At 72.6% G+C, this 24,653-nt stretch carries 20 protein-coding genes and 1 pseudogene; 11 read left to right on the top strand and 10 right to left on the bottom strand.

The genetic code is table 11. The features are described 5' to 3' along the window. Nucleotides 1-165: 165 nt before the first annotated feature. The 7 genes from grpE to AB0A95_RS19395 are packed head-to-tail and all read left to right on the top strand — an operon-like array spanning nucleotide 166 to nucleotide 10,763. The gene (gene grpE, locus AB0A95_RS19365; protein WP_357557116.1) at nucleotides 166-966 is read left to right on the top strand and encodes a nucleotide exchange factor GrpE; all 801 of its coding nucleotides are present in this window, start codon (nucleotides 166-168) and stop codon (nucleotides 964-966) included. A 29-nt stretch (nucleotides 967-995) separates the two neighbouring features. Next, nucleotides 996-2,666 (top strand): Hsp70 family protein, encoded by a 1,671-nt coding sequence (locus AB0A95_RS19370; protein ID WP_357557117.1) that lies wholly within the window; start codon nucleotides 996-998, stop codon nucleotides 2,664-2,666. 5 nt (nucleotides 2,667-2,671) lie between these two features. Next, nucleotides 2,672-5,332: a hypothetical protein gene (locus AB0A95_RS19375; protein ID WP_357557118.1), complete on the top strand. Its 2,661-nt coding sequence runs from the start codon at nucleotides 2,672-2,674 to the stop codon at nucleotides 5,330-5,332. A 1-nt stretch (nucleotide 5,333) separates the two neighbouring features. Then, nucleotides 5,334-6,527, top strand: a complete 1,194-nt coding sequence (locus tag AB0A95_RS19380; protein WP_357557119.1) for a hypothetical protein — start codon at nucleotides 5,334-5,336, stop codon at nucleotides 6,525-6,527. Beyond that, nucleotides 6,524-8,923, top strand: coding sequence for a GTPase-associated protein 1-related protein (locus AB0A95_RS19385; protein ID WP_357557120.1), 2,400 nt, complete (start codon nucleotides 6,524-6,526; stop codon nucleotides 8,921-8,923). The genes AB0A95_RS19380 and AB0A95_RS19385 overlap by 4 nt, the downstream gene beginning before the upstream one ends. 3 nt (nucleotides 8,924-8,926) lie before the next feature. Next, complete coding sequence (locus AB0A95_RS19390) at nucleotides 8,927-10,486, top strand: hypothetical protein (protein ID WP_357557121.1); 1,560 nt, start codon at nucleotides 8,927-8,929, stop codon at nucleotides 10,484-10,486. Further along, nucleotides 10,479-10,763, top strand: a complete 285-nt coding sequence (locus tag AB0A95_RS19395) for a hypothetical protein (protein WP_357557122.1) — start codon at nucleotides 10,479-10,481, stop codon at nucleotides 10,761-10,763. The genes AB0A95_RS19390 and AB0A95_RS19395 overlap by 8 nt, the downstream gene beginning before the upstream one ends. A gap of 260 nt (nucleotides 10,764-11,023) precedes the next feature. On the opposite strand, the pseudogene AB0A95_RS19400 reads toward AB0A95_RS19395, so the two are convergent. The 8 genes and pseudogenes from AB0A95_RS19400 to AB0A95_RS19435 all read right to left on the bottom strand — a co-directional run. Further along, nucleotides 11,024-11,617: pseudogene (locus AB0A95_RS19400) on the bottom strand (AAA family ATPase); the annotation flags it as partial. A gap of 1,022 nt (nucleotides 11,618-12,639) precedes the next feature. Beyond that, nucleotides 12,640-13,866 (bottom strand): hypothetical protein, encoded by a 1,227-nt coding sequence (locus tag AB0A95_RS19405; RefSeq protein WP_357557123.1) that lies wholly within the window; start codon nucleotides 13,864-13,866, stop codon nucleotides 12,640-12,642. After that, nucleotides 13,863-14,519, bottom strand: coding sequence for a 4Fe-4S single cluster domain-containing protein (locus AB0A95_RS19410; protein WP_357557124.1), 657 nt, complete (start codon nucleotides 14,517-14,519; stop codon nucleotides 13,863-13,865). Before AB0A95_RS19410 ends, AB0A95_RS19405 begins: the two co-directional genes overlap by 4 nt. Then, nucleotides 14,516-15,562, bottom strand: a complete 1,047-nt coding sequence (locus tag AB0A95_RS19415) for a hypothetical protein (RefSeq protein WP_357557126.1) — start codon at nucleotides 15,560-15,562, stop codon at nucleotides 14,516-14,518. The genes AB0A95_RS19410 and AB0A95_RS19415 overlap by 4 nt, the downstream gene beginning before the upstream one ends. Continuing rightward, nucleotides 15,559-16,338 carry a protein phosphatase 2C domain-containing protein gene (locus AB0A95_RS19420; protein ID WP_357557127.1) on the bottom strand — a complete coding sequence of 260 codons (780 nt, stop codon included), beginning with the start codon at nucleotides 16,336-16,338 and terminating at the stop codon, nucleotides 15,559-15,561. The genes AB0A95_RS19415 and AB0A95_RS19420 overlap by 4 nt, the downstream gene beginning before the upstream one ends. Further along, the gene (locus AB0A95_RS19425) at nucleotides 16,335-17,090 is read right to left on the bottom strand and encodes a VWA domain-containing protein (RefSeq protein WP_357557128.1); all 756 of its coding nucleotides are present in this window, start codon (nucleotides 17,088-17,090) and stop codon (nucleotides 16,335-16,337) included. Before AB0A95_RS19425 ends, AB0A95_RS19420 begins: the two co-directional genes overlap by 4 nt. Next, nucleotides 17,087-17,428, bottom strand: a complete 342-nt coding sequence (locus tag AB0A95_RS19430) for a hypothetical protein (protein WP_357557129.1) — start codon at nucleotides 17,426-17,428, stop codon at nucleotides 17,087-17,089. Before AB0A95_RS19430 ends, AB0A95_RS19425 begins: the two co-directional genes overlap by 4 nt. Beyond that, nucleotides 17,412-18,227: a hypothetical protein gene (locus AB0A95_RS19435; RefSeq protein WP_357557130.1), complete on the bottom strand. Its 816-nt coding sequence runs from the start codon at nucleotides 18,225-18,227 to the stop codon at nucleotides 17,412-17,414. Before AB0A95_RS19435 ends, AB0A95_RS19430 begins: the two co-directional genes overlap by 17 nt. Nucleotides 18,228-18,906: 679 nt before the next feature. On the opposite strand from AB0A95_RS19435, the gene AB0A95_RS19440 reads away from it, so the two are divergent. Beyond that, nucleotides 18,907-19,965, top strand: coding sequence for a hypothetical protein (locus tag AB0A95_RS19440; protein WP_357557131.1), 1,059 nt, complete (start codon nucleotides 18,907-18,909; stop codon nucleotides 19,963-19,965). Here the strand turns inward: AB0A95_RS19440 and AB0A95_RS19445 are convergent. Beyond that, a complete protein-coding gene (locus AB0A95_RS19445) occupies nucleotides 19,885-20,142 on the bottom strand; it encodes a hypothetical protein (RefSeq protein ID WP_357557132.1) in 258 nt (85 codons plus the stop codon). The two genes, AB0A95_RS19440 and AB0A95_RS19445, sit on opposite strands and share 81 nt — an antisense overlap. 328 nt (nucleotides 20,143-20,470) lie before the next feature. On the opposite strand from AB0A95_RS19445, the gene AB0A95_RS19450 reads away from it, so the two are divergent. After that, nucleotides 20,471-21,178 carry a Crp/Fnr family transcriptional regulator gene (locus AB0A95_RS19450; protein ID WP_357557133.1) on the top strand — a complete coding sequence of 236 codons (708 nt, stop codon included), beginning with the start codon at nucleotides 20,471-20,473 and terminating at the stop codon, nucleotides 21,176-21,178. Nucleotides 21,179-21,303: 125 nt separating this feature from the next. Here AB0A95_RS19450 and AB0A95_RS19455 read toward each other — a convergent pair whose 3' ends face one another. Then, on the bottom strand, nucleotides 21,304-21,843 hold the full coding sequence (locus AB0A95_RS19455; RefSeq protein WP_357557134.1) for a hypothetical protein: 540 nt from the start codon (nucleotides 21,841-21,843) through the stop codon (nucleotides 21,304-21,306). Between the two features lie 99 nt (nucleotides 21,844-21,942). Here AB0A95_RS19455 and AB0A95_RS19460 point away from each other — a divergent pair, with 99 nt between their 5' ends. Both AB0A95_RS19460 and AB0A95_RS19465 read left to right on the top strand, forming a co-directional pair. Then, complete coding sequence (locus AB0A95_RS19460) at nucleotides 21,943-22,344, top strand: hypothetical protein (RefSeq protein WP_357557135.1); 402 nt, start codon at nucleotides 21,943-21,945, stop codon at nucleotides 22,342-22,344. Between the two features lie 148 nt (nucleotides 22,345-22,492). Continuing rightward, the gene (locus tag AB0A95_RS19465) at nucleotides 22,493-24,640 is read left to right on the top strand and encodes a glycogen debranching N-terminal domain-containing protein (RefSeq protein ID WP_357557136.1); all 2,148 of its coding nucleotides are present in this window, start codon (nucleotides 22,493-22,495) and stop codon (nucleotides 24,638-24,640) included. The last annotated feature ends 13 nt before the right edge of the window (nucleotides 24,641-24,653 follow it).

Below are 24,653 nucleotides of genomic sequence, written 5' to 3' on the forward strand. Positions count from 1 at the left end.
CGGGAGCGACTCGCGTCGGCCGGAGAGGGGAACGAGTTCGCATGACGACCACGGAGCAGGCACTCGCTGGGGCCCGACGTCTCGGGACGGACGGCGGAGCTGTCCGTCAGGGACACACGACGAGACGCACACAGTGGCCGCGGACGGATCAGGGGAGGAACACCTGTGCACGAGGAAGCGCACGGTCCCGCGCAGGAGGCCGCCGGGCCGGTGGTCGAGCCACCGGCGGAGCCGACGGCAGAGCCGGTGGAGCCGCCGAGCGACACTCTCGCCCAGCCAGCTCCCGCCCAGCCAGACCCTGCCGAGCCAGCCCTCGCCCAGCCGGCGAGCCAGACCCTCGCGGAGCCGGCGGGCGACGCGCCGGACCGGCTGGATCGGCTGACCGAGCGGCTGGGAGACGAGCTGGCCGGGCTGGCGGACCGGGTCACCGGCGAGCTGGCCGGGCTACGGGCCGAACTCGCCCGCACGCAGGACCGGGCGGCGGCCCGCGAGCAGGTCATCGACCGGCTGCACGAGGAGAACCAACGACTACGGGCCGGTGAGCGGCGGCTCCTGCTGCGCCCGCTCCTGACCGACCTCCAGCGACTGCGCCACGACCTGCTGCGCACCGCCGCCGGACTGCCGCCGACGTTCGACGCCACCGCCGCCGCGGAGATGCTGCGCAGCTACGCCGCCAACCTCGAACTGACGCTGGAACGGGGCGGCATCAGCGTGCTGGCGCCCGCGGTCGGCGCCATCTTCGACCCGTCGACGCAGCGCGCCACCGCGACCGAGCCGGCGAGCGACCCCACACAGCACGGCACCGTCGCCACCGTGGTCCTGGACGGCTACCACGACGTCGAGGCGGGACGCACCACCGTGCCCGCCGCGGTCCGCGTGCACCGCTGGACCTCCGAACCGGAGCCTCCGGCGGGCGAGCACCATCCGGAGCCGGAGAACGGCAACCAACACGCGCCCACACCGTGACAGCCGATCGATCGGCGGACAGGAGCAGGATGTCGGACGAGGACCTGACCTTCTACGGAATCGACCTGGGTACCACGTACTCGGTCGTGTCGTATGTCGACGAGACCGGACGACCCGCCGTCGTCCGCAACGTCATCACCAACAACGAGACCACGCCGTCGGCGGTCTACTTCGAGCAGGACACCGGTGAGGTGGTGGTCGGCGAGGCCGCCAAGAACGTGTCCCGGCTCTACCCGACCCGGGTGGTCGAGCGGGTCAAGCGGAAGATGGGCCAGGAGGCGCAGTGGGAGTTCGACGGCACGACGTACACCCCTGAGTCGATCTCCGCGTTGATCCTCAAGCAGTTGGCGCAGGACGCGGAGTACTACACCAACCGCCCGGTCCGCAAGGTCGTGATCACCGTTCCCGCGTACTTCGGTCTGCTGGAGCGCGACGCCACCCGCAACGCCGGCCGAATCGCCGGCCTGGATGTCGTCGAGGTGGTGCCGGAGCCGGTCGCCGCCGCCCTCCAGTACGACCTCGGTGCCGAAACGACCCGGACGGTGCTCGTCTACGACCTCGGTGGCGGCACCTTCGACACCACCGTCATCCGCATCGCGCCGGACGCGGTCGAGGTGCTCTGCACCGACGGTGACCAGAAGCTCGGCGGTGCCGACTGGGACGCCCGCCTGGTGCAGTACCTGGTGGACGAGTTCGTCACCCGCGCGGAGCCGCCCGAGGACCCGGCGCTGGACGAGGAGTTCATGCAGGACCTCGCGCTGACCGCCGAGGAGGTCAAGCGACAGCTGTCGACTGTGACGTCGCGCAAGGTGCCGATGCGGTACGCGGGCGCGGCGGCCTCGGTGGAGGTCAGCCGGGAGATGTTCGAGGAGATCACCGGCGACCTGCTCAGCCGGACGATGGTGTGCACCGAGCGGACCCTGGGCAAGCTCGGCGAGAAGCTCGGGGTCGACGACCCGGCCGCCGCCATCGACGAGGTGCTGCTCGTCGGTGGTTCCAGCAAGATGCCCGCCGTGGCGAGGCAGCTGACCGAGAAGTGGGGCTGGACGCCACGTCTGCACGACCCGGACCTCGCGGTGGCCAAGGGCGCGGCCCGCTACGCGCTCAGCCGCGCCGTGTGGGCGTGGGACGGCGAGGGTGCCGCACCCACCCCCGAGGAGAAGCGCGAGCGGGTCCAGGCGCTGTCGCTGGCGACCGGGGTGGACGAGGAGGCACTGTCCGCCAGCGCCAACAAGAGGATCGTCACGGTGCTGCCGAAGTCGTTCGGGGTCAAACTCCAGGACACCACGGCGGCCGACTGGGCGTCCCAGCCGGACAGGTACTACGTCGAGCACCTGGTGCACGCGAACGAGTCGTTGCCCATCACTCAGCGGGAGCTGCGTGCGAGCACTGTTGTCGAGGGCCAGACCGCGATCGAGATCGAGCTGCACGAGCAGGCCGGCGCCGAGGAGAGCCCCGAGCTGTCGGCGAACAAGCCGGTGGACCTGGGCAAGGGCCAGATCAGCGGTCTACCCCCGCTGCCCCGGCACTCGCCGATCAGCATCACGATGGATGTCAGCGACGGCGGTCAGCTCACGTTGCGCGCCGTCGAGCCGACCAGCGGCGAGGAGCTGCTGATCGAGGTGCAGGTCAGCGTGCTCAGCGAGGAGGAAGTGCAGAAGGCGCGGAACATCGTCGCGGGAATCACGGTGCGGGGCTGACCACGATGGCGTTCGACCAGCGCGCATACCTGCGCGAGGTGATCGGTCCGTTGCGGGGCCGCCCGGGCGCCCTGTCGCCCACCGACCTCGCCCGGCACTACGCGGTCAGCCCGGAGATGTCCGCGGCCGAGTTGCGGGAGCAGCTGATCGCGGTCCGGCGACTGTGGAACCAGCGTTCCAGCGGCGTCGACTCCGCAGCCCGGGTCTGCGCGCAGCTGCACAGCCGGGACGAGCAACTGCGCAACGAGCACGGCACTGCCATGTTCGAGCCGTCGTGGTGGCGGGAACGGATCGAGGAACACGGGCGCGGAGCACGGGCGGAGTCGGAGCGGTTCGCCCGGGACCTGGCCCAGTCGTACGGCGCGCTCGGCCGGATCACCCAGGCGCAGCTCACGGAGATCGCCGGGCACTGGCCGGGCCTGGACGCCGGGCAGATCGACGAGTCGGTCCGGCGTGCCGGCCTGGCCGTTGTCGACCCGGTGGAACTGCCGACCGAGCCGGGCATGGAGCGCACCGCCTACCGTTCTCTCCTGCGCCTACAGGACCTGCTCGGCGCGCACACGGTGGTCCAGGTGGTGCATCCCGACGCCGCGCCGTTCCGGCTGCTCGGCGCGGAGGCGGTGCCACTCGACGTCGCCACGGTGCGAGCCCGGACGCAGGAGGCGAACCGGCTCGCCGACGCCGCCGTGGTGCGCAACCGCAAGGAGGCCCTCGGTCTGCTGGAGCGGGCCGCCACCGACGGCGTGGACCTGCGTACGGTGGCGCTGTTCCAGGTGGTCGACCGGCTCCGGTCGGGGCGGGCCAGAGGGCTCGCCGACGGGTTGCTGGTGCGGATCGCCACCGACACCGGGCTGGAGCACTCCGACGCCCGGTCGGTGGTGGCCAACCTGCCGCTCGACACCGGCCAGGACGTCGGGCCGGCGGGCCGCATCCGTGACCTGGTCGGCGACGGACACCTGCTCGCCGCCCGGCAGGCCGTCGCGGTGCTGCCCGTGGACGACCCGCACCGGGATGAGCTGCGCGACCAGGTCGACACTCTGCTGGGCGAGGTCGAGTCACTGCGGCGTGCCGCCGACGAGGCCACCCGGTCGGAGCGCGAGGAGGAGGCCGCCCGGCTGCTCCGATCGGCGCTGCGGATCGCCGCGGACGACGACGACCTCGCCGACCGGCTCGCCGCGCTCGCGCCTCCGCCCCCACGTGGCCTGGCGGCACGGGCGACGGAGACCGGCGTTCGGCTGACCTGGACGGCCCCACCGGGTCAGGTCGCCGAGGTGCGCTACCGGGTCGTCCGGTCCGACCAGCCACCCCGCTCGGCCGCCGACGGCGAGACGGTCAGCGAGAGCACGCTGGCCGAGGCGACGGACCCGGGCGCGCCGCCCGCCCGGTCCCTGCACTACGGCGTCTTCGCCAGCGTCGGTGGCGACTGGTCGCGCCCCGCCACAGTGACGACGCGCATCGTCCCGCCGGTCACGGCGGTGCGGGTGTCGGTCCGCCCCGACGAGTTGTCCTGCTCCTGGCGGACGCACCCGGCCGCGGACGGCGTCCGGGTGCGGCGCACCCTCGGTCGGCCACCGGCCTCCGCGCAGGACGGGGAGCCGGTGCCCGCGAGCCGTGCCGGGCTGTCGGACGACACCGGGGACGGCGTCACCGACCGCTACTACGGCATCGTCGCGGTCTACCGCGACGAGCGCGGCACGGAGGTCGAAGGGCCCATGGTGGTGGCGCGCGCGGTCCTGCGGGACGCGGCGCCGTCGCACGTGGAGCGCCTGCGCGCCCACGTCACGGCACTCGACGCGCGGACCGCGACGGCGCACTTCGCCTGGCTCACGCCGGTCGGCGGGACGGTGTCGATCCGCCGGTCGGAGCTGCGGCCCACCTGGGCGCCGGGCACGCGGATCCGGCGCGAGGAGATGGAGGGGTACGGCGAGGCGCTGGTCAGCGACCGCATCGTGCAGGAGGCGGAGACCCTGCTGGAGGTGACAGTCCCGAGCGGACGGTTCGTGTACGTTCCGTTCACCCTGGACCGGGCGACGGACACCGCCGTGGTGGGTGAACCTCTCGCGCTCGGGGTGACCGAGCCGGTCCAGCAGCTCGTCGCCCGCCGCATTGGTGACGAGGTGAACGTGGCGTGGGTGTGGCCACCCTCGGTCAACCTGGCCGAGGTCACCTTCACCCCACCGCACGGCACGGCGACGGTCCGGCGCCTGACCCGGGGTCAGGTCGCCGAGTCGGGCTGCCGCCTGCGGGTGGGTCCCGCCGGTGGCCGGGTCTCGGTCCGGACCGTGGAGCGTGGCCCCGGCGGCGAGGCGTACTCCGCCGCCGAGTCGGTGTCGGTGGACGGGGTGCCCGTCGCGTTCGGCTACCGGATCCGGCGAGACGGTGGCCTGTTCAGCCGCAAGCGGCTGTTGAGCGTCGACGTCGACCAGCCGTGCGAGGGAGTGGAACTGCTCCTGGTGGCCGCGTCCGGAGTGGCGATGCCGGCCCGGCCGGAGCGCGGCACCGTGGTGAGCCGGGTGACCGGGCTCTCGCTGCACCCCGACACTCCGTGGCAGCTGCCCTTCACGCTGCCCACCGGGCTGAGGAAACCGTACTGGCTGCGGTGTTTCGTGATCCGGCCGCCCAACGTGCGAGTCACCGATCCCATCGACGAAATGAAGGTGTCCTGAGATGACGACCCTCTCCTGCCCGTACTGCTACGGGAAGATCGACCCTCGCGGGCCGTGGTTCCGGTGCACCGGGCGGCGGTCGCCGGGCAAGGAACCCTGCAAGCCGCAGTGGGACGAGGCGCGGGAGCAGGGGCTCGGCATCAAGGAGCTGGTGCTGCCGTCGTTCGCCGGGCCCCGACGCACCCTGCGCCCGGTGGTCGCCGCTCCTTGCCCGGACTGTGGAAGCGAGTCCGCGGTCAAGGTCTGCCCGCACTGCCACAGCCGACTGCCCGCGGCGTTCGGCGAGGGACGCAGCCCGCTGATCGCCATGGCCGGCGCCCGGCACACCGGCAAGAGCGTCTACCTCAAGGTGCTGGCGCACCAGCTACGCCGGGGCATGGGGCAGCGGTTCGGTGCCGACGTACGGCTCGCCGGCGACGGTCAGTTCCGGCCCGAGACCGGCGGTGGCACGGACTTCCTCGACCCGGCCGGGGAGCTGTTCCCCGACGGCCGCCTCTACCAGCGGACCAACGCGGCACGGCAGGGTCGACGTGAGCCGATCGTGTTCGCCTGGCGGCAGAACCGCCGCATCACCGGCTACGACACGACCTTCCTGTCCTTCTTCGACACGGCCGGTGAGGATCTGCTCGACCAGGAGACTGTCGACAACCTCGGTTACCTCGGCGCGGCCGACGCGCTCATCCTGCTGCTCGACCCGTTCATGATCCCGCAGGCGCGGGACCGGCTAAGACTGCCGGCCTCGGCTGTCGACACCCACGCCAGCACCATCGACGTGGTCAACCGGGTGACCGAGAACCTGCGGACCAGCCATCGCCTGGGTGGTCGCCGCAACATCCCGATTCCGGTGGCTGTCGCGTTCGCGAAGATCGACGCGTTCTTCGACGTGCTCGGCGCCGACCATCCCCTGGTGCGCCGGCCGGAACCCGGGCCCTACTACGACGAGCAGGCCGGGCGGGAGACCCACGAACACGTCCGCGCGCTGCTGCACGACTGGGGCGCCGACGACATCGACACCCACCTGAGCCTCAACTACCGGAACTTCCGCTATTTCACGGTCTCCGCGCTCGGCTCGGAACCGGACTACGACGCCAACATGGTCGACGTGCGCGGGGTCCAACCGTTCCGGGTGGACGAGCCACTGCTCTGGCTGCTCAGCGAGTTCAACGTGGTGCCGCGCCGCCAGGCGGCCCGATGAGCGGTCGCTTCGAGACGTTGGTCTACACCGACTGCCGGCCCGGGCAGGGGCTCAACGGCAACGCGGGCCTCCAGTTCCAGGCCCGGTCGGCGGACTCCGCCGCGGCGGCGGAAACCCTCGTCCGGGACCACCTGCTCTACGAGCCGCCGTCGCGGTGGATGGCCGACCGGCGACCGGTCGAGCAGTACCCACCGTCGTTCGCGCACATCAGTTCCGATGGCATCCTGGTCACGGCGAGCGGGCTCTACCTCGGGCGGGAGGCCAACGGCACCCGGGAGGGCAACCAGCTGACCCACGCCATCGTCACGACCGACCCGGCCAGTTACGCCGACCTGCGTCCGGCCCAGTTGTTCCAGGCCGGGTTCTGGTCGGGCGGGCCGGCACCGACCACCCACTCGGACCCGGTGCGGCTCGGCGACGCGGTGGGGACCGACCATTCTCCGGCGCACGCCCAGGCCTTCGTCCTCGGCCAACCGCACGGCCGGGAGACGTTGCTGGCGCTGGTGTCCGCGCTCGCCGACGCCGGTCGACCCGGACGATCGCGGGTGCTCTTCGTCGGTGACGACATCGCCACGATCGTGGGATGGCTCGTCGCCGGCACCCTCCTGCTGCCCCGTGAGCGGGCGCTGGAGGTGGGCTTCAAGATCTTCTCGACCGACCCGGCGCGCTCGGCCCTACCTGTCGTCGCGGTCCTGCCGGAGTTCGCGGGCCCGGCCGGCCGGATCGACAACCCGCTCGGCTACGCCGTGTTCGACCTGCACCGGCACCAGCACACACCGATCGAGCCGACCCCGTCGGCCAGCCGATGGGTCGATCTCTTCCTGACCGAGGACCCGCGGGACGTGGTGGACGCCCTGGGTGTCGCGACGGCGTCCGGGCTGGCCGGCGACGACGGCCGCGAGGAGGCCGCCGCCGCGCTCGGGATGGCCGCCATCCTGCACCGCCTTCCCGATCCCCGGCACGCCGAGGCCATCGTGGGGTGGTTGCGCACCGGGCCGGAGGGGATGCGCCACGCGTACGGCCCGGACGTGGCGGACCTCTTCGCCGAGACGCCCGAACGTTGGCCGCAGCGGGTGCTGGTGCTGCTCGACGAGGTCGGCTGTGACGGCCTGGTGCCCGGCAGGGCGGCCGACGTCCGGCTCGCCCTGATCATCAGCGAGGTGGAGGGCGCCCGCGTCCGGGGTGCGGTGACCGACCGTCGGCTGCCCCCGCTGCCGGCCGGCGAGTGGCACCCCGACCACAGCGACCAGGCACGGCAGCTCCTCACCGAGGCCCTCACCTCGGGCGTGCCGCCGCAGCGGTTCGAGGCGCTCCTGCGGGTCGCGACCCGGTTCGAGGTGGACGTGCGGTGGCCCGACATCGCCGGGGCAGCCGAGAGTTTCGTCAGGTACTGGGCGGACCACCCCCGGGATGTGCGGCCCGCCGGGCTCGCCTGCCACGACCGGTTGGAGGAGCGGCTGCTGTCGGTGTTGGCGGACCGCGCTCGACTCGGTTCGCAGGAGCAGGCGGAGGTCGGTGACGGTTGGTGGCAGTTGCTGCTGCCCCGGCTCGACACGCTGAACTCCCCGTTGGCGCAGGCGGTGCTCGGCGCGGCGGTGCGGCACCGCGACGAACGGGACACCGTCGTCGAGCGGCACCTGACCGCGCACCGGCACGATCCCGGGGGCTTCTCCTGGGTGGCGGGGGCGCTGTGGAGCCAGTCCGCGCCGACAGCGGCAGAGCTGGAGCTGGTGCTCGACGTCGCTCCGAAGGGCACCCGCCTGCCCGACCGCATCTTCTGGAAGGTCACCGACGAGGTGACCCGCGCGGCGGTGGCGGACCTGCGGCTCTTCGACCTCTGTCGCCGGCTGGTCGCCTCCGGCCTGATGACACCCACCACCCGGGTCGCCGCCACCCTGGCGGAGGACGAGGAGCTGACCGACACCCTCACCGAACTGCGGCACCGCCCCGACGGAGTGCGCAGTGCGGTGCTGATGCGCCGGCTGCGCGACTGCCCCGCGCGGCTTGTCGAGATGCGGCAGGGCGAGGTGGTCACGGCGCTGAGCCGGGTGGTGGCCCTGCTCAGTCTCGACGGTGTCCTCGACCGGCATCCGACCCTGCTGGACCCCTTCGTCGACCGACTCGTCGACGCGTTGACGACGGAAGACGGGGAGGCACCCGCGGTGCTCGCCTACTATCTGACCGGCTCGGGAGCGCCCCGCGCGCAGCAGATCACGCGCCTCGATCAGGCGCTCGGGCGGTGGCTGACCCGGTCGCCGGACGCCCAACTCGAACGGGTCGCCCAGCACTTCGCCCGGCACAGCAGCGACTGGCGCAAGCACTGGCAGCGGTTCGCCGACACCTACAGCGGTCGACGCCGCAGGTACCGTATCGCCCACCCGTTCCGGGACCGGTGAGCCGTGCGATTCCTCGGACGCCTCCTGCACTTCGCCGTCAGCGTCGCTCTGCTGTTCATCGTCGCCCTGCCGTTGGCCAACCTCGCCGCCCTCGGTGGCCTGGCCGCGGGTGTCGCCGTGGTGCTCGGGGTCGCCGGTGTCGTCCTGGTCGGACGCGCCTCCTGGGTTCGGGTACGCACACCCGACGACGTGCACGGCGGCGCGCTGGCGGGGCGGGTCGCGCCGACCTTCGTGCGGCGGGACCGGGCCTGGCCGCAGTACTTCGCCGCCCAGGTGCTGCTGGACGCCCGGGCGATCGTGGAACGCGTGCGGCTGATCACCCGTGCGGTCTGGGTCCGGCCCCACCGGTGGGCCCGCGCCCACCGGGTGCGGATGTGGTGGCCGTTCTACGTGCCGGTCCTCGCCGTACAGGCCGGGCTGACGGTGGGCGTGGCGGCCGGGGTGCTGGGTGCCGGGTTGGTCACCGCCGGCGTCTCGGCGGCCGCCTGGCTGGTCGGCGTACCCGTGGTTCTGCTGCTGCGCGGGTTGGACACGGGCTGGCAGGCGGTGTTCGGCGCGCGGGCGAGCTGCCGACACTGCCACCAGCTCGCGGCGGTCCCGGCGTACCGCTGCCGTGGACCGCATCCCCCTGACCACCGGCTGACCGGCGCGGACCTGCACCGGGATCTGCGTCCCGGGCGCCTCGGCGTGCTGTGGCGGCGCTGCGGCTGTGGCGACCTGCTGCCCACGACCGTGCTGCGCGCGGCGTTCAGCCGCCGGCTGGAGGCCTGCTGCCCCAGCTGTACCGAAGCGCTGCTGCCGGGCGCCGGGGTGGTCACCGACGTACGGATGCCGGTGTTCGGGGCCGCGTCGGCGGGCAAGACCCAGCTCATCATGTCGGCACTGGCGGGCCTGGAGCAGGCCGCGAAGCGGGTCGGCGTGGCGGTGGCCCTGCCCGACGAGCACAGCCGGCAACAGCACGAGGTGTACGCGCTGCTGATGCGCGAGGGGGCGTCGCCGGCCAAGACCTCGGCGTCCGGCCCGCCGGTGGCAGTCACCCTCCGGTTGGCCCGAGGGCCACGGGTGGCGCTGGTGCACCTCTTCGACGCGGCCGGCGAGAATCTGGTGGACCGCGAGCAGAATGCCCGCCTCGCGTACCTCGACCACGCGCGTTCCCTGATCTACGTGCTCGACCCGTTCTCGGTCCGTCGGGTACGCGACGAGTTCGCCGCCGGGGCGCCGGAGGTCTTCGCCGCGGCGAACCCGGCGACCTACGACCCGGAGGACGCCTACAACGCGACGGTGCAGCGGTTGCAGGAGTTCGGTGTCCCCACCGGCCGTCGGCGGCTCGCCTTCGTGGTGTCCAAGGCGGACCTGTTGGAGAAGATGTCCGCCGGTCCCGACGGTTCCGCCGGGGTGCGGACCTGGTTGCGGGAGAACGGTCTGGGCAACCTCGTGCTGACGGTCGAACGTGACTTCCGGGAGGTGCGCTTCTTCCTGGTGTCCGGGCGTGATGCCGGCCCGGACGGCGGGTTCGGGCCGGCGAACTGGATCCTCACCAGAGAGTGGAGCGGTCTTGACTGAGCAGGGGCAGGGAGGGTTGCCGCCCGGTCACCGGGCGGCACGGCTGGTGCTCCTCGGCGCGCTGGTGGCCGCGTTGGCCGTCGGTCTCGCGTCGCCGGCCGCGGACGGGTTCACCAGGGGCGCCTGGGACCAGGCCGGGCAGGTCGTCGCGTACTTCCTGGCGCCGCTGCGGGACCGGGCCACACCGACGCCCCCGCCCACGCCGTCGCCCACCCCCACGCCCGTCAAGCCGAAACCCAAGCCCAAGCCCAAGCCGACCAGGAGCCCGGCCGGCTGAACTCAGTCGGCGCGGATCACCGTGCCGTGCGGCTGCACCGACAACCGCAGCGCCGCCTGCCCGGGACTGGCGAAGACGTGCTCGACCAGGGGCTCTCGTACCAGGCGGTCCAGGACGTCGCGGATGCTGCGCACCCCCAGCCGCAGCGCCTCCGGCCGGCGCATCACCTCCTGCACCCGGGTCACGACGCTCTGCTCGTCGAGGGTCAGTCGGACCCCCTGCCGGTGGGCGCTGGCCACCAGTTGCGCGAGCAGCTTGCCGACGATCTGATCGACGAACTCCGGTCGCAGGATGTCGAAGACGGTGATGCCGCCGCCGAGGCGGCCGAGCAGCTCCGGCCGGCCGAGGGTGGTGGTGAAGTGGTCGCGCACGGCGCGTTCGAAATGGGCGGTGACCTTCTCGTAGTCGGGCAGTTCACCGCCGTCGAGCCAGCCGTACGTCTCGGCGGCCCCCAGGTTCGAGGTGAAGATGATGACGGTCTCGGAGAAGTACGCGGTGTTGCCGAGCGCGTCGGTGAGCCGACCATCGTCGAGCACCTGGAGGAACTTGTCGAACACCGACGCGTGCGCCTTCTCGATCTCGTCGAAGAGCAGCACGCTGAACGGGCGCTGACTCACCCGGTTGGTCAGTTCACCGCCGCGTTCGTGACCGACGTACCCGGGTGGCGCACCGGTGAGCCGTTCGGCGGAATGCGGCTCGGCGAACGTGGACATGTCGAAGCGGGCCAGCGCCGTCTCGTCGTCGAAGACGAACTCGCTGAGCGTCCGGGCCAGCTCCGTCTTGCCCACCCCGGTCGGCCCCACGAAGAAGAAGATCCCCTTGGGCCGGGACTCCGCGTTGTGCGGGTCGGCGACGAAGTCGATGCCGACGGTGGCCGAGGTCAGCGCCCGGCGGACCCGGTCGACGGCGACGGGCTGGCCGACGACCCGTTCACCGGCCATCGGCCCGAACCGGGCGAGCCGGTCGCGCACGCGGCGCCACGGATCCTGGCGCGGGCCGAACAGGGTGCGCTTCATCAGCGTCCGGGGTTCGTCGAGCGGGATCTCCTGGAGGTTGCTCATCCGCCACAGCCCGTCCAACTCGCTGATCGCCATACCCTCGCTCAGGTTGGCCAGCACCCGCAGATCCTCCGGCGCCTTCTTCGCGGTGGCCGCCTGGTGGAAGTGGCGGGCCTGCTGGTGCAGGTAGACGTGCCGCTCGTCGAAGGTCGGCAGGGCCGCCTCGACCACCTGGACGTACGGGCGGTCCCGGTAGAGCCAGGCCGGCAGGGCGGCGAGGTCGTCCGCGACGAGCACGAGGAGATTGCGCAGCTTGCCGGTCTGGGCCGCCTCGGTCATCGCCTTGGCCATCGTGCCCAGCAGCCGCCGCTCGGCGTCGCCGCCCCGCTCGGGCGGGGAGAGCATGAGGTCGGCCTGGTCGATGAGGAACGCCGACGACGTGCCGGTCTGCCGCAGCACCCGCCGGATCGCCGCCAGCGAGTCGTACGGGTTGGTCAGGGTCGGCGCGGGCGCGTCCCGCAGCGCGGCGGAGAACCGGCTGCGCGCCGACGCGGCCCGGTCGTTGGCGGCGGCCGGCTCGGCCGCGGCGGGCCGGCCGACGTCCGGTACGACAAGCAGCCGGTGGAACTCCCGCTGGTCCTCCGCGTTGCCGAAACTGAGCCCGTCGATCGGATCGAAGTAGCCGGTCAGCTGGTAGCCGAAGATCGACAGTAGGCCGGAGACCGCGGTACGCAGCGGGTGGAACGAGCGGTCCCAGCGGACCAGGTCACGCACGTTGCCGTGGATGACGACGTGCCGGCCACGGGCGATCTCGGCGGTGACCCGTTCCAGCCAGGCCGCCGCCGGTGGCGCGGTGGGCCGGCCCGGCTGCGGGGCGGTCACGACCGGCTCCGGTCGTCGTGCCCCGGCCGGTGCAACGCCTCCACGGCCGGTGGCCGGGGCTGGCCGGGCTTGCCCTCCCAGTGCAGGCCGTCGGCCGCCACCCCCTGGTCGGCTAGCTCGGTGTGGAAGCGCTCGAGCAGTTCCTCGGTCAGGTCACAGCGGGAGACCACCCCGTCGACGGCGTTCTCCACGACGATGTCGGAGCCGGCCGTCCGGTACTCCAGCCGGTTGCCGTCGGTGTCCCCCGCGTAGACGGTCATCTCGACGGGTGAGCCGTCGGCGCGTTCGGCGACGAAGACCACGGCGTCCGCGCGCTCCGCCAGGCTGTTCGGCACGACCCGCAGGCCGGCCGCCGGCAACGCGGCACTGGCCGCCTCCACGATCAGGGCCATCCGGTCGAGCTGGTCGAGTCGCTCGTCGGTCGCCGCGGTCACCGCCTCGACCCGGTCACGCAGGCTGGCGACGTGCCGCTCCCACCTGTCGACGTTGCCGCTGGCCGCCTCGTGACGCAGACCGGAAAGCTCGGCGCGCAGCGCGGATTCCTCGGCCACCTCGATGCCCGCCGCCGCCGCGTCGGCCAACGCGTCGACGACGTGGGTGGAGAGCTCGTCGGTGTCCGTGGCGAGGCGGCGTAGCTGCGCCTGCCTGTCCCGGACCGTCTCCAGGTGTGCGCCGACCGCCTCGCCGAGCCGCTGGTGCAGGTCGGCGAAGCCCCGCGCGTCCCCCGCGCGCCGCCTGGTCTCGTCCACCAGCGCCGCGATGGCCCGGTGGCCCACCGGGTCGAACTGTTGCCCGTCGGCCAGTCCGCGCAGCGGCGCGACGGCCAGGTCCACCGCCCGGCTCTGCTCCTGCCGGGTCAGTTCCCGGGACACCGCGACGGTGAGTTCGTCGGCACGTCGTTCGGCGCCGCGCAACTCCCGGCCGAGCCGGCTCAGCCCGGCCTCGTCGGTGGGGCGGGGCAGGCCGACGACCTGGTTGGTCGCCGCGGTCACCTGGGCGTGCTGGGGCAGCCCACGCGAGGAGTCCACCAGCTCGCCCAGTCGCGCGGTCAGCGCGTCGCGGCGTACGTCGGCGGCCCGGATGCCCGCCGCGAGACGTCGCTGGCGCTGTTCCTCCCGACGCCGCCGGCGCTCCTCCGCACGCCGCCGCCGGGCGGCCTCCAACTGCGCACGGCGGGCGACGTCCAGGGCGACTGTCGTGTACTTCGGACTGCCGGACATCATCGGCCTCTCTCGTCGGCGGATTCGGTGGGCGTGTGCGGTGCGATCTCGACGCCCTGGGCACGCATGGCGGTCTCGAACCCGGCGCGGAAGTCCGGCACCGGAGGGACCCCGATCCATTGGACGCCGTCCTGCGCCAGGCGCAGCTCGATGCCGGCGGACGTGTCCTGCGCCGACGGCGCGTGCCGGTCGGTGAGGAAGTGCAGCCGCTGGTTCGTCGAGCCGCGCCAGAGCAGGTCGGCGTGGCGGGCGGCCACGTACGGGCCGTCCACCAGGATGTCGAGCTGGCCCAGCAGCCGGAGCTGGTCGGCGTCGCGCTGCCGCCGCAGGTGTTCCAGGGTCCACCCGGTGAACGACAGCACCGACCAGTCGCGGTCGACGCGAATCCGGTCGACGAGCGCGCTGAGCCCGGCCGCCTGGGCCATCGGCTCGCCGCCGGAGAAGGTGACCCCGGTGATGTCGGACGGCAGTCCGCCGAGCCATCCGGCCAGGTCGTCGACGGTGCGGGTGACCCCTCCGGCGAAGGGCAGGTCCTCCGGCGCGACGCAGCCGGGGCAGCGCAACGGGCATCCCCGTACCCAGACCACCGCCCGCAGACCTGGCCCGAGCACGGCGGTCCGGTCGGCGACCCGGCTGATCTCGATGGTCGTGGTCATCGTCCATCCTCGGGAAACGGGTCGGGTGCGCCGGCGGCCACCATCGCGCACCAGGGGCAGTCGCGGTGCTCCCGCGAGAAGACATGCGTCGGCCTGGTGGCACAGCCGACCAGGTGGTCCCGCACGTAGGCCAGCGCGGCGGCCCAGGACCGCGGGCCGGGACGCAGGCCCGGCGTGTCGTACCCGACGTCGACGGCCTCGGCGAGCCGGCGACGCAGCACGACCGGCAGCGCCTGCGCCGGTACCGCGGCGACCGGTGCCCGGACGTCCGCCCCGAGCAGCCGGCAACAGCGGAGCCGGACGTTGTCGACCTCCTCCACCGGACCTGTCGCCTCGGGCCGCACCCCGCCGTAGGGATGGAAACCGAGGCAGACCAGTTGGGCGGTCAACACCGCCAGCGCCCAGTTGTCACTGGCCACCTCCCGCCGCCCGCCCGAACGACCGAGTTCCTCGGGCGCCGTGTACTCCGGGCGCGAGAACGGGCACGGCAGGTCCGCACCGGTCTCCCGGTCGTGCAACTGCCAACCGTCGACGTCGATCAGGCAGACGCCGCCGCCGGCGGAGACGAAGATGTTGGCGGGCGCCAGGTCACCGATCACGTGCCCGCGCGCGTGCACGGACTGGACGAGCCGGGCCAGATCCTCCGCCAGGGTCAGCCACCAGGCCCAGGTGGCGCCGGGCAGCATCCGGGCCCGCACCGCGGGATTGAACAGCAGCGGCAGGGGCGCGAACCGGGGCGGTGCGAGCCGCGGGGCGGCGTAGCCGAGGAGCCTCCCGTCGTCGCGGCGGTGCACCGCGGCGGTGGGCCAGGCCACCACGGGCCGCCCCGACCGCATGGTCCACCCGGTCGGTTCGGCGAGCATGACCCGGGTACGGGTGGCCAACTCCTCCGGGTCCGCGCGGTGCAGGATCTTCGCCACGGTGTCCGGCCGCTGTCGCAGCCGGAAGACCTGCCCCTGGGAGCCGACCGAGCCGACCGGCGTGTCGAGGGTGTCGGCCGCCCGGTGGCCGTCCGGGCCGGTCAGCCACACGTCGATGCTCATCGGGGCACCGCCAGCAGGAGGGTCCGGTCGTCGTCGGTGAGGGCGCCGACCCGCCTGCCGTTGAGCAACCGGACGAGCGCCGACGGGTCGGTGTCGGCGGCCTCGACGAGAGTGAACAGCTGCGCGAAGGCCGCCGCGCCGGGCTCGCGGGGCCGGCTGCCGTCGTACTCGACGAGGAGGCTGTCGAGGCCGTCGGTGCACACGGCGAGCCCGGTGAGATCGGGCAGTCGGGCGACGAGCCGACGCGCCTGCCGCCCGGCGCGGGCGTTGGGCAGGAGCGTCGTCGCGCCGGGCAGCCGATCGGCGCCGCCCGGCGGGGCGAGCAGCAGGTCGAGGGTGCCGTCGGCGGCCCGGACCACCACGAGGCCGTCGCCCACCGCGAGCACGGCGACCCACGGCGGGCGGGCCACCACGACTGTCACAGTGGTGGCCAGGTCCTCCGGCTCGATTCCACCGACGGCTCGGGCCACCGCCCGCGCCGCACGGCGGAACCGGCGGAACAGCCGGTCCCCCACCCTGTCGAGCCACCCGGACCAGGCGTCGGCGGAGGTCGGTAGCCGGTCACCCAGGAGCGGGACGAGCATCTGCACGGCAAGGGTGACGACGAGGGACGCGCCGGTCGCGGCGCAGCGGCGGCTGCCCGCGCCGTCGGCAGCCACCAGCAGCAGGGTGCCGTCGACCTCGCGGACGGCGTAGGCGTCCTGGCCGCTGACCCCGGCCCGGACGTGCGCCCCGCCCGCCGCGCTGCCGCCGAGGACCGACCATCGTGCCGTCATGGGAGGTCGGCCCCGTACACCTGGCTGCGCACCCGCTCGAAGTCGACGTGGTCGGAGGTGGCCACCAGGATCAGGTCGAGCAGCTTGCGCAGGTCGAGGTCGTCCAGCGGGAAGTAGCCGCTCGGGGTGGCGAGGGCCCGCATCACCTCGTCGTCCACCCCGGGCACGCCGAACGCGAACAGCTGCAACCGCCGCGTCGACCGCCACTGCTCCAACCGTCGGGCGAGCGGCTGCCAGTCGTCGGTGGGGTTGCCCTCCTCGTCGGTGGGGGTCCCGTCGCTGACCAGGATCAGTCGGGGCCCGCCGGTCTGCTGGGCGTGCACCGTCTGGACGTGCTGGCGACGCTGCTCGACGAGGGTGAGCGCCAGGTCCACCGCCGCCACCATCGGCGTGGCGCCGCCCGCGACCAGGGTCGGCAGTTCCAGTCGGGCCGCCGGCACGAACGCGCCGTCGTCCTCGGCCGATGGCGTCCCGTTGCCGGAGACCACGCTCACCCCGCCCGCGCCGAACGTGACAACCAGGAACTCGACGTCCCGCAGCGAGCCGCGCCCTTCCGCACGCACGGCGGGCAGCCACCGCGCCAGTTCCTCGTTGAGCGCGTCGATCGCGCGTACGCCGTTGCTCTGGGTGGCCGCCATCGACCAGGAGGTGTCGATCAGGAGCGCCACGAAACGACGCCGGTGGGTGTCGGTGATGAAGGCGACCTCGTCCGGCCCGTCGGTGTCCTCCTCGAACAGGGCGAAGGGGTTCATGGTCCGACCACCGCCTCGGCCAGCCAGCACCCACCCGGGTCGGGCCGTCGTCGGACGCGCACGCCGGCCGCCGGCGGTGGCCCGTCGCCGACCCACCAGGCCGTGACGATGACCCCGTCGGCCCCGACGAGCCCTCGCGGCCGCAACGTCGCACGCACAGTGCCCAGTTCCGGACCGGGTCGCGGCGGGGTACGCCGGACCAGGTGCCGGGTCCCGAACTCGCCGGCCCGAAGCCGGGCGGAGAAACTCGCCACGTTCTGCTCTGACGGACCGCCTCCGAACGGGCCGCCCGCCGCGCCGCCCGAGCCACGGCCGTACGACTCAGGTGCGCGTGCCATCGGCGAAGGTCCAGGCGATCCCGTACGCGTAGCCCTGCTGCAACCCGTCGAAGACCGCCGTCACCTCGCCGACGGTGTCCGGGTGCAGCCGGTCTGGGCCCGGTGTGCGGTCGTCCACAGCGCGGGGCGGGACACCGTCGAGCCGCCAGGCCGTCGCCGGCCGACAGTCGGTCGGGAACCGCAGTCGGACGGTGCAGTGCGCGCACGGCGTCAGCGGCTGGAAGACGTAGTGCTCCCGCATCGGTTGCCCCTCGGGCAGCCGGTAGTGCAGGCAGAGGTCGTGCCGCTCGCCCGGCTCCAACATCCTGGGCAGGGCGAGGGTGAGCCGGAAACACTGGTCCGAGATGTGCCGGGTCAGCTCCCGGATCCGTGCGCCGAACAGCACGTCGGCGTGCACGCCGTGCTCCGGACCGTCGTCGTCGGGCTGGCGGGGCAGGCTGAACTGCACGGTCAGCTCGTCGATCGGGCGGGTGGCCACGACGCTGCGCGTCTCGTAGAGCTCCGGTGTCGGTGTGTCCAGCCGGAGCAGCGCGTTCATCGCGCGCAGGTGCCAGCCGGGGCCGGTGTCGGTCGCGCCGGTGGGGATCTCCGCTGCGGCGGCGCGGACCAGCCGGGCCACCGCCTCGTCGATCCGGCGACGTGCCGTGCGCTGTTGGACCGACAGCTCACGGGCGAGTTGGTCGGTGCGGCGGTCCAGCCGGAGATAGGCATGGGTGGGATCGAGGGCGTACGCGAGGACGACGGCCCGACGCAGGTCACCGGGCATGTGGTTGGAGAGGGCGAGCAGGGTGTGGCGCACCTTCGCCCGTACCGCCGATTCCGACTCGGCCGGCGAGACGCCGCAGAGGTCGGCCAGCCGTGGCCCGAGCCGACGGTGCAGCGGGCTGCTCTGTAGGCCCGGACCCCGGCGAAGGCTCAGCAGCTCTTGCCGGAGCCCGTCGGAGGGATCGGTGTCGTTCCCGGGAGGCAGGGCCCTCTCCTCTTCTGTGGATGGTCCGTCAGGACCGTGCGGAGGTTACCGGCACTCCAGCGGGCCCGTGGCCCTGTCGTGCGCCGAGTATCCCGCCGGCGGCCATTATCTGGCCAGGAACAAGGCCATTTTCTGGCCAGTGTCGAGGCCCCCCGCCCACGAGGATGAACGCGTCATGTCGCCGTCTCAGCGAACGAGGGATCGATCCGCGCCATGCGGGTGAAGACAGTGGATGGTCATAGCACACTTCGGACCAGGTGCCGAGCCGCCGATCGGCCGGGCTACGAACGGGGGTCGGTCGCCCTGACGGCCGTGCCCGGGTCGGCGGGAGGGCCGACCCGGCTCGGCGGATTCGCCACCGATGCACGACGAACCGCTTCTTCGACGAGCGAGGGCTCGCCTTCACCGCCTACTCGCCACATTGTTGTTGGTAAGTGCCGGAATCTTTTCCGGTGCGATGTGCGGGCCGCAGGCGACGTGACTCATTTCGCGTTCTGGAGGGGGCGTCATGACGATCGCGGATGATCCGACCGTACGGCGCTCTCCGGTTCGCACGTCTGGGGAGCAGTGCGCCCGTCCGGCCGTGGACGACCTGTGCGACCTGGCCCGTCGTGGGGAGCTGTCGACGGTTGTCGCGTCCGCGACGCCCGAGGTTCACGCCCGGCTCAGCGGCGCCGCGTACGCGATCGTCTGGCCGATCGTCTTCGCCCGGGTGACCCGTCCGATGGAGCGCCGGCGGGGGCACTGGGTCTGCGCGACCTCGGTGCAGCGACTTGCCGACGACTGCCTCGACCGACACCACGACGACGTCGAGGCCGTCGTGTCCGACCTGCTCACCAACGCCAAGGTGCCGATCGTCGACGTCGAGCGGTGGTTGTCGGCGCGGCTCAACGCGGCCACTGTGGACGGCCACCGCCGGCGACGCGGTCGTCGGGGCGCGTTGCAGCGGCCCCGGGTTCCGGCCTGGCTCGCCGCTGAACTCGGCGGTGATCCCTGGCTGACCGAGCTGGCCGTGCAGATCCTCACCTGGGTCGGCGTGCCCACCACCGCCGGGACGCAGCTGTGGCCACTGGACAGCTGGGCGCTCCGACGGGAGGCCGCCACCGGGGACCCGACCGGCAGCGACAGCCCGCTGCTCTCGCTGGACATCGAGCGGGTGCTCGGCGCGATGCGGCGGCGGCCCCGGTGGTACGCGGACTACGTGGAGCGGCCGCTCGGCCACAAGTGCGCCCCCGTGCTCGCGGTCTCCGCCGACGGGGCGGCCGGTCCCCGACCACTTGTCGTGATCGACGCACACGAGCGGGACGAGGGCCGGCTCGCCGATCTCGCCGCCGCCGCGGTGGAGCTGATCGGTCGTCGTCTTCGCGGCGGCGCGGACCCGGCCGACGCGGTGGTGGAGGTGCTCGGCGTGGTCTTCGGCGCCGGCACCGGAAGCGAGCGGATGGACCGTACGCCGGACGGTGTGCCGGCCCCGGAGGAGCGGCTGTCAGTCCTGCTCGCCGACGACCGGACCGTGCGGCGCATCGTCGACGAGGTGCTGCGGATCGTCGCCGACGGCGGCGCGTGACCACATCTCCCGCACCTGGTCAGCGGCGGCGTCCGCGAGAGTGGCCGGGTTCGCTCCGGCCGCGATGGTGGCCCGCCACGCCGCGCCGAACTCTCGTTCGAAGAGCCGCAGGAGACGGGCCCGTTGCTCGGACGAGAGGTCCCCGGGCGGCTCTCCGGCCGGCGGTGGCGTGCTCATGGCCCAGCCACCACCCATCGGGTGTCGGCCGACGGGTGACAGGTAGCCATATCCCCTCCGATCCGTGCCGCACCGCCCTGCGGGTCATCTGTCACACATCTGACGGACGGGCGGACGGATCGCCGGCCCGGCGGGGCGCGTGCCCGCCGAGCCGGCGATCAACAATGCGAAGGGAAGCGGTACGACTGTCAGCGATGGGATTCCACGTCAGCTCCCCTCGTCAGGTAACGGATCCGGTCCTCTGTGGGTATTGCATCCCGGCCCGACGAGCGGTATTCCGGGGAAGGACGGGTTCTCGCCCGGTTCCACCCCCCAAGGAGGCCCGGTCATGTCTGCCGCACCGCTCGACGTCGACGCGGTCTGGGCGCAGGGGTCGTTCCTGGACCGGATCACTCCCGCCGACCGCAGGGAGCTGCTGGCCCTCGGCGTGACCCGTACCGTCTCGCCCGGCCGACGCCTGCTGACCGAAGGAGCGCGGGACACCCACGTCGAGGTGATCCGCCGGGGCTTTGTCAAGATCACGACCAGCGCGGACGGCGCGGACCGGCTGCTGGCGATCCGCCTGCCCGGTGATCTCGTGGGAGAGTTCGCGGCGATCAGCGGTCAGGGTCGCTCCGCGACGGTGACGACCTGCGGGGAGGTGGTGTGCACGGTCATCCGGCAGGCCGACTTCCTCCGCTTCCTCGACCGCCGCTCCGCGGTGGCCGCACAGGTCACCGCGACGGTCGGCCAGCGCCTGCGATGGGCGAACGATCGCCGGGCCGAGTTCGCCGCCTTTCCGGTGCACGTGCGGTTGGCCCGGGTGCTCGCCGAGATCGCGGCGAGCTGCGGCTGGGCCAACGACGACGAGTTGGTCATCGGAGTCGAGTTGAACCAGGCGGAGCTTGCCACGCTGGTCGGCGCCGCGACGGACACCATCCAGCGGGCGCTGCGCACGCTCCGCGCGGAACGGCTGATCCGCACCGGTTACCGCCGGATCGCGGTGCTCGACCTGGCCGGTCTCCGCGCGCTCGCCGCCCACGGCGAGCCGCGGTGACACCGGCCGTCCGCCGGAGGCGCGTCGCGGCCGTCGGCAGCGTCGACGCGACGACCTGACCCCACCCACGGCACGGTTCGGCCGCTGGCGGGCCGTCCGGACCGGCACGGTCGCGGTGGGCTGGGTCAGGCACCGGTGTACGCGAAGGCCGCCCAGTACTCCGGATCCGTGTAGGGGTGGCCGCCCGGCGCGCCGGACGGCTCGACGTCGGGCAGGAGAGCGGTCAGGTCGGCCCGGGTGGCGGTGCGGAGCCACTGTTGGGCGCGGCTCAGCGCGACAGCCGGTTCGTCCCCCTCGGCCTCCTGCCACAGTGGTGACCGCGCCCGGCGATACGCCCGCCACGCCCTGTCGGCCGCCGGGGCATCGTCGCGGAAACACGCCTCCTTGTACGCCCAGACGTGCCGCTCCAGTCGCGCCATCTCCCGCACGTCCCGGTCCGTGCTGTGCAGGTGGTGCTGGATCTTGTAGCCCCTGGCCTCGTGCGCCCACGGCTCGTCGAAGCTGGCGTCGGTCGGCCTCCCACACTCCCGACACGGGTGCGGCCAGGACGGCGGCGCTGGTCGGTCACCGGTCCCACAGCCGTCGTTGTTGCACTCCCAGCCCAGCACCCGCGCCCCGGAAGGCGCGAGGTACCCGTAGGAGGTTCGTGGCGGCCGTCGACCCACTGCCGATACCGTCCTCTCGCCGAAGCGCTGGACACCGCGGACTCCTCCGGTGTGGCATCCCGCCCTGACCTGACGGACGGCGGTCCGTCAGCTAGCGGCATGGGAATCTTCAAACGAGCACCCCGATCTCCGTTCCCCGACGACATGTTCGGTTGGCTGGAGGTCTTCGGCCGGTACGAGTTCGACGCCCACGGCAGTGGCATCGACGGCGGTAATCTGTGGCAGCGCGTCGGGCAACTCTACGAGTACGCGATGAGCGACCGGGAGGGTTTCCTGTCCGGGCTGCGGGCCATCGTGGCGACAGACCAGGGTGGTTTCGCGACATTCGGCGCGGCCCGCCTCACCTGGGAGATGTACGGGGGTGAGGCCCTCGGAATTCCCGCCGCGCTCCCGCTGATCGACGGCGGCATCGAGTTCAAACGTTCGCGTGGGCTGCCGACCGCACTGTTGACCGGCTACGAGATGCAGCGTATCGACCAACTCCGACAGCAGCGTGGTTGAATGCGGTCGACGTCGACCGAAGGCGGGCGCGGAGGGCGGCGTCAGCGGCTCCGGCTCACTTCGATATCACCGCGAGGTCATCTTTTCGGGCCCTAGACTGCGGGGGTGCACGGCGGGGCGTTGTCCCTGCCGACGGGGGGAGAACGTCATGCGATCTCGGTCGACGCCGCCCGCGTCCCAACCGACGCAACAACAACAGCAGCCCGAGAAGACCCGCGGTGGCGCCAACCGCGACATGCCGCCGGAACTGGGTTCGGACGCGGTCGGCATATTCGAGGGCCGCACCTTCATGTTGTCCAATCCAACGGGTGATGTTCCGGCCGACTCCATCGCCGGGTTGGTGCACGACGACACCCGCTACATCAGTCGTTGGGAATTGACTGTCGATGGTCTTCCTCCGCTTGTCCTGAGCGCGAACACCGTCGACTCGTACTCGGCCGCTTTCTTTCTCGCCAACCCGGAGGTTCCGGGCCTGGCCGCCAACCGCGTCGGGGTGCGGCGGGAACGGTTCGTCGGAGACGGCATGTACGAGCGGATCACTGTGCAGTACTTCGGCGCCGAGCCGGTCCACGTACGTCTGCGGTTGGCGGTTGACACGGACTTCGCCGATCTCTTCGAGATCAAGGGCGCGGGGCGGAGCAGGCTGCCCGACGTTCGGCGGGACCACCGGTCGGACGGTTCCACACTGTGTTTCTCCTACCAGAAGTCGCACTGGTCGGTCGCCACGACCGTCGAGGCCGAGCCGCGCGCCGACCGGGTCGAGGGCGACTCGCTGCTCTGGGACGTGCACCTGGGTCGGGGTGAGACCTGGGGGTGCGAGCTGCGGGTGCTGCTGAACAGCCAGGGTGAGGAGTACCGGCCCGCCAGCCGCACCTTCGGCGAACCGCACGACCCCGGCGCCGACGACCCGGTGACCCGGTGGCGGGCGAATAAGCCGCACCTGAGCGCCGACTCAGACCTGTTGCGCGACGTGTACCACAAGTCGGGCGCCGACCTGGTGTCGATGCGGATCGTCAAGGAGATCAAGGGAGAGCGGGTCGTACTGCTGGCCGCCGGCATGCCCTGGTTCCTGGCGGTGTTCGGGCGGGACACCCTGATCACCGCCTACCAGAGCATCAGCTGCGGGCCGGACGTGGCCCGAGGCGCACTTGTCACACTTGCCGCACACCAGGGCGACACCGTCGACGACTTCAGCGACGAGGAGCCGGGGAAGATCCTGCACGAGTACCGCTCCGGCGAGCTGACGCAGCTGGGCATCAAGCCGTACGGCCCGTGCTTCGGCGCGTCCGACACCACCCAGCTGTGGCTCATCCTGCTCTCCGAGTACTGGCGGTGGACTGGCGACGACGCGCTGGTCCAACGCTTGCGTCCCAACGCCGACGCGGCCCTGCGGTGGATCGACGACTTCGGCGACCGCGACGGCGACGGTTACGTCGAGTACGCCACGCGCTCGCCGGAGGGTATGCGCAACCACTGCTGGCGCGACTCGCCGGATGGTGTCCAGTTCGCCGACAGCAGGCTCCCCTCCCTGCCGATCGCCACCTGTGAGATCCAGGGCTACACCTACGACGCGAAGCTGCGCGCCGCCCAACTCGCCGACGGGCCCTGGGCCGACGACGCGTTGGCGCGACGTCTCCGCGCCGAAGCCGCCGACCTGCGCGAACGGTTCAACCGCGACTACTGGCTGCCCGCCCGCGGCGGCTACTACGCGATCGGCCTCGACGCCGACAAACGCCCCATCGACTCGATGACCTCGAACATGGGCCACCTGCTGTGGAGCGGCATCGTCCCGCCCGACCGGGCCGCCACTGTGGCCCGGCAGTTGATGTCCGACCAGATGTTCTCCGGCTGGGGCGTCCGCACCCTCTCCACCGAGGACGTGGGATACAACCCCATCGGCTACCACCTCGGGACCGTGTGGCCACACGACAACTCGATCATCGCCGCCGGGCTCGCCCGGTACGGCCACCGCGACGCCGCGAACCGCATCGCCATGGCGATGCTCGAAGCCGCCTCCCACTTCGAGAACCGCCTGCCCGAGGCCATTTCCGGGTACGACCGCTCACTCGGCCGACGGCCCGTGCCGTACCCCACCGCCTGCAACCCCCAGGCCTGGGCCAGCGGAGCGCCACTGCTGTTCCTGCGCACGATGCTCGGGATCGACGTCAACGACGGCATCCTCACCACCGATCCGCATGTCCCCGAGGTGCTGGGCGGCATCCGGCTGACCGGTCTCGCCATCCACGACACACGGCAGACCGTCGAGGTCTCGGCGGGACCGCGTTCCTCGGGCTGACCCGCCGGGTGCC

Origin of the sequence: Micromonospora sp. NPDC049230, assembly GCF_040647875.1 — a bacterium.
Taxonomy (GTDB): Bacteria; Actinomycetota; Actinomycetes; order Mycobacteriales; family Micromonosporaceae; genus Micromonospora.

Bases quoted from the DNA above. Each gene is read 5' to 3' on its own strand.
- AB0A95_RS19370 (WP_357557117.1), top strand. From the start codon at position 996: ATGTCGGACGAGGACCTGACCTTCTACGGAATCGACCTGGGTACCACG.
- AB0A95_RS19375 (WP_357557118.1), top strand. From the start codon at position 2,672: ATGGCGTTCGACCAGCGCGCATACCTGCGCGAGGTGATCGGTCCGTTG.
- AB0A95_RS19380 (WP_357557119.1), top strand. From the start codon at position 5,334: ATGACGACCCTCTCCTGCCCGTACTGCTACGGGAAGATCGACCCTCGC.
- AB0A95_RS19385 (WP_357557120.1), top strand. From the start codon at position 6,524: ATGAGCGGTCGCTTCGAGACGTTGGTCTACACCGACTGCCGGCCCGGG.
- AB0A95_RS19405 (WP_357557123.1), bottom strand. From the start codon at position 13,866: ATGATGTCCGGCAGTCCGAAGTACACGACAGTCGCCCTGGACGTCGCC.
- AB0A95_RS19410 (WP_357557124.1), bottom strand. From the start codon at position 14,519: ATGACCACGACCATCGAGATCAGCCGGGTCGCCGACCGGACCGCCGTG.
- AB0A95_RS19415 (WP_357557126.1), bottom strand. From the start codon at position 15,562: ATGAGCATCGACGTGTGGCTGACCGGCCCGGACGGCCACCGGGCGGCC.
- AB0A95_RS19420 (WP_357557127.1), bottom strand. From the start codon at position 16,338: ATGACGGCACGATGGTCGGTCCTCGGCGGCAGCGCGGCGGGCGGGGCG.
- AB0A95_RS19425 (WP_357557128.1), bottom strand. From the start codon at position 17,090: ATGAACCCCTTCGCCCTGTTCGAGGAGGACACCGACGGGCCGGACGAG.
- AB0A95_RS19430 (WP_357557129.1), bottom strand. From the start codon at position 17,428: ATGGCACGCGCACCTGAGTCGTACGGCCGTGGCTCGGGCGGCGCGGCG.
- AB0A95_RS19440 (WP_357557131.1), top strand. From the start codon at position 18,907: ATGACGATCGCGGATGATCCGACCGTACGGCGCTCTCCGGTTCGCACG.
- AB0A95_RS19445 (WP_357557132.1), bottom strand. From the start codon at position 20,142: ATGAGCACGCCACCGCCGGCCGGAGAGCCGCCCGGGGACCTCTCGTCC.
- AB0A95_RS19450 (WP_357557133.1), top strand. From the start codon at position 20,471: ATGTCTGCCGCACCGCTCGACGTCGACGCGGTCTGGGCGCAGGGGTCG.
- AB0A95_RS19460 (WP_357557135.1), top strand. From the start codon at position 21,943: ATGGGAATCTTCAAACGAGCACCCCGATCTCCGTTCCCCGACGACATG.
- AB0A95_RS19465 (WP_357557136.1), top strand. From the start codon at position 22,493: ATGCGATCTCGGTCGACGCCGCCCGCGTCCCAACCGACGCAACAACAA.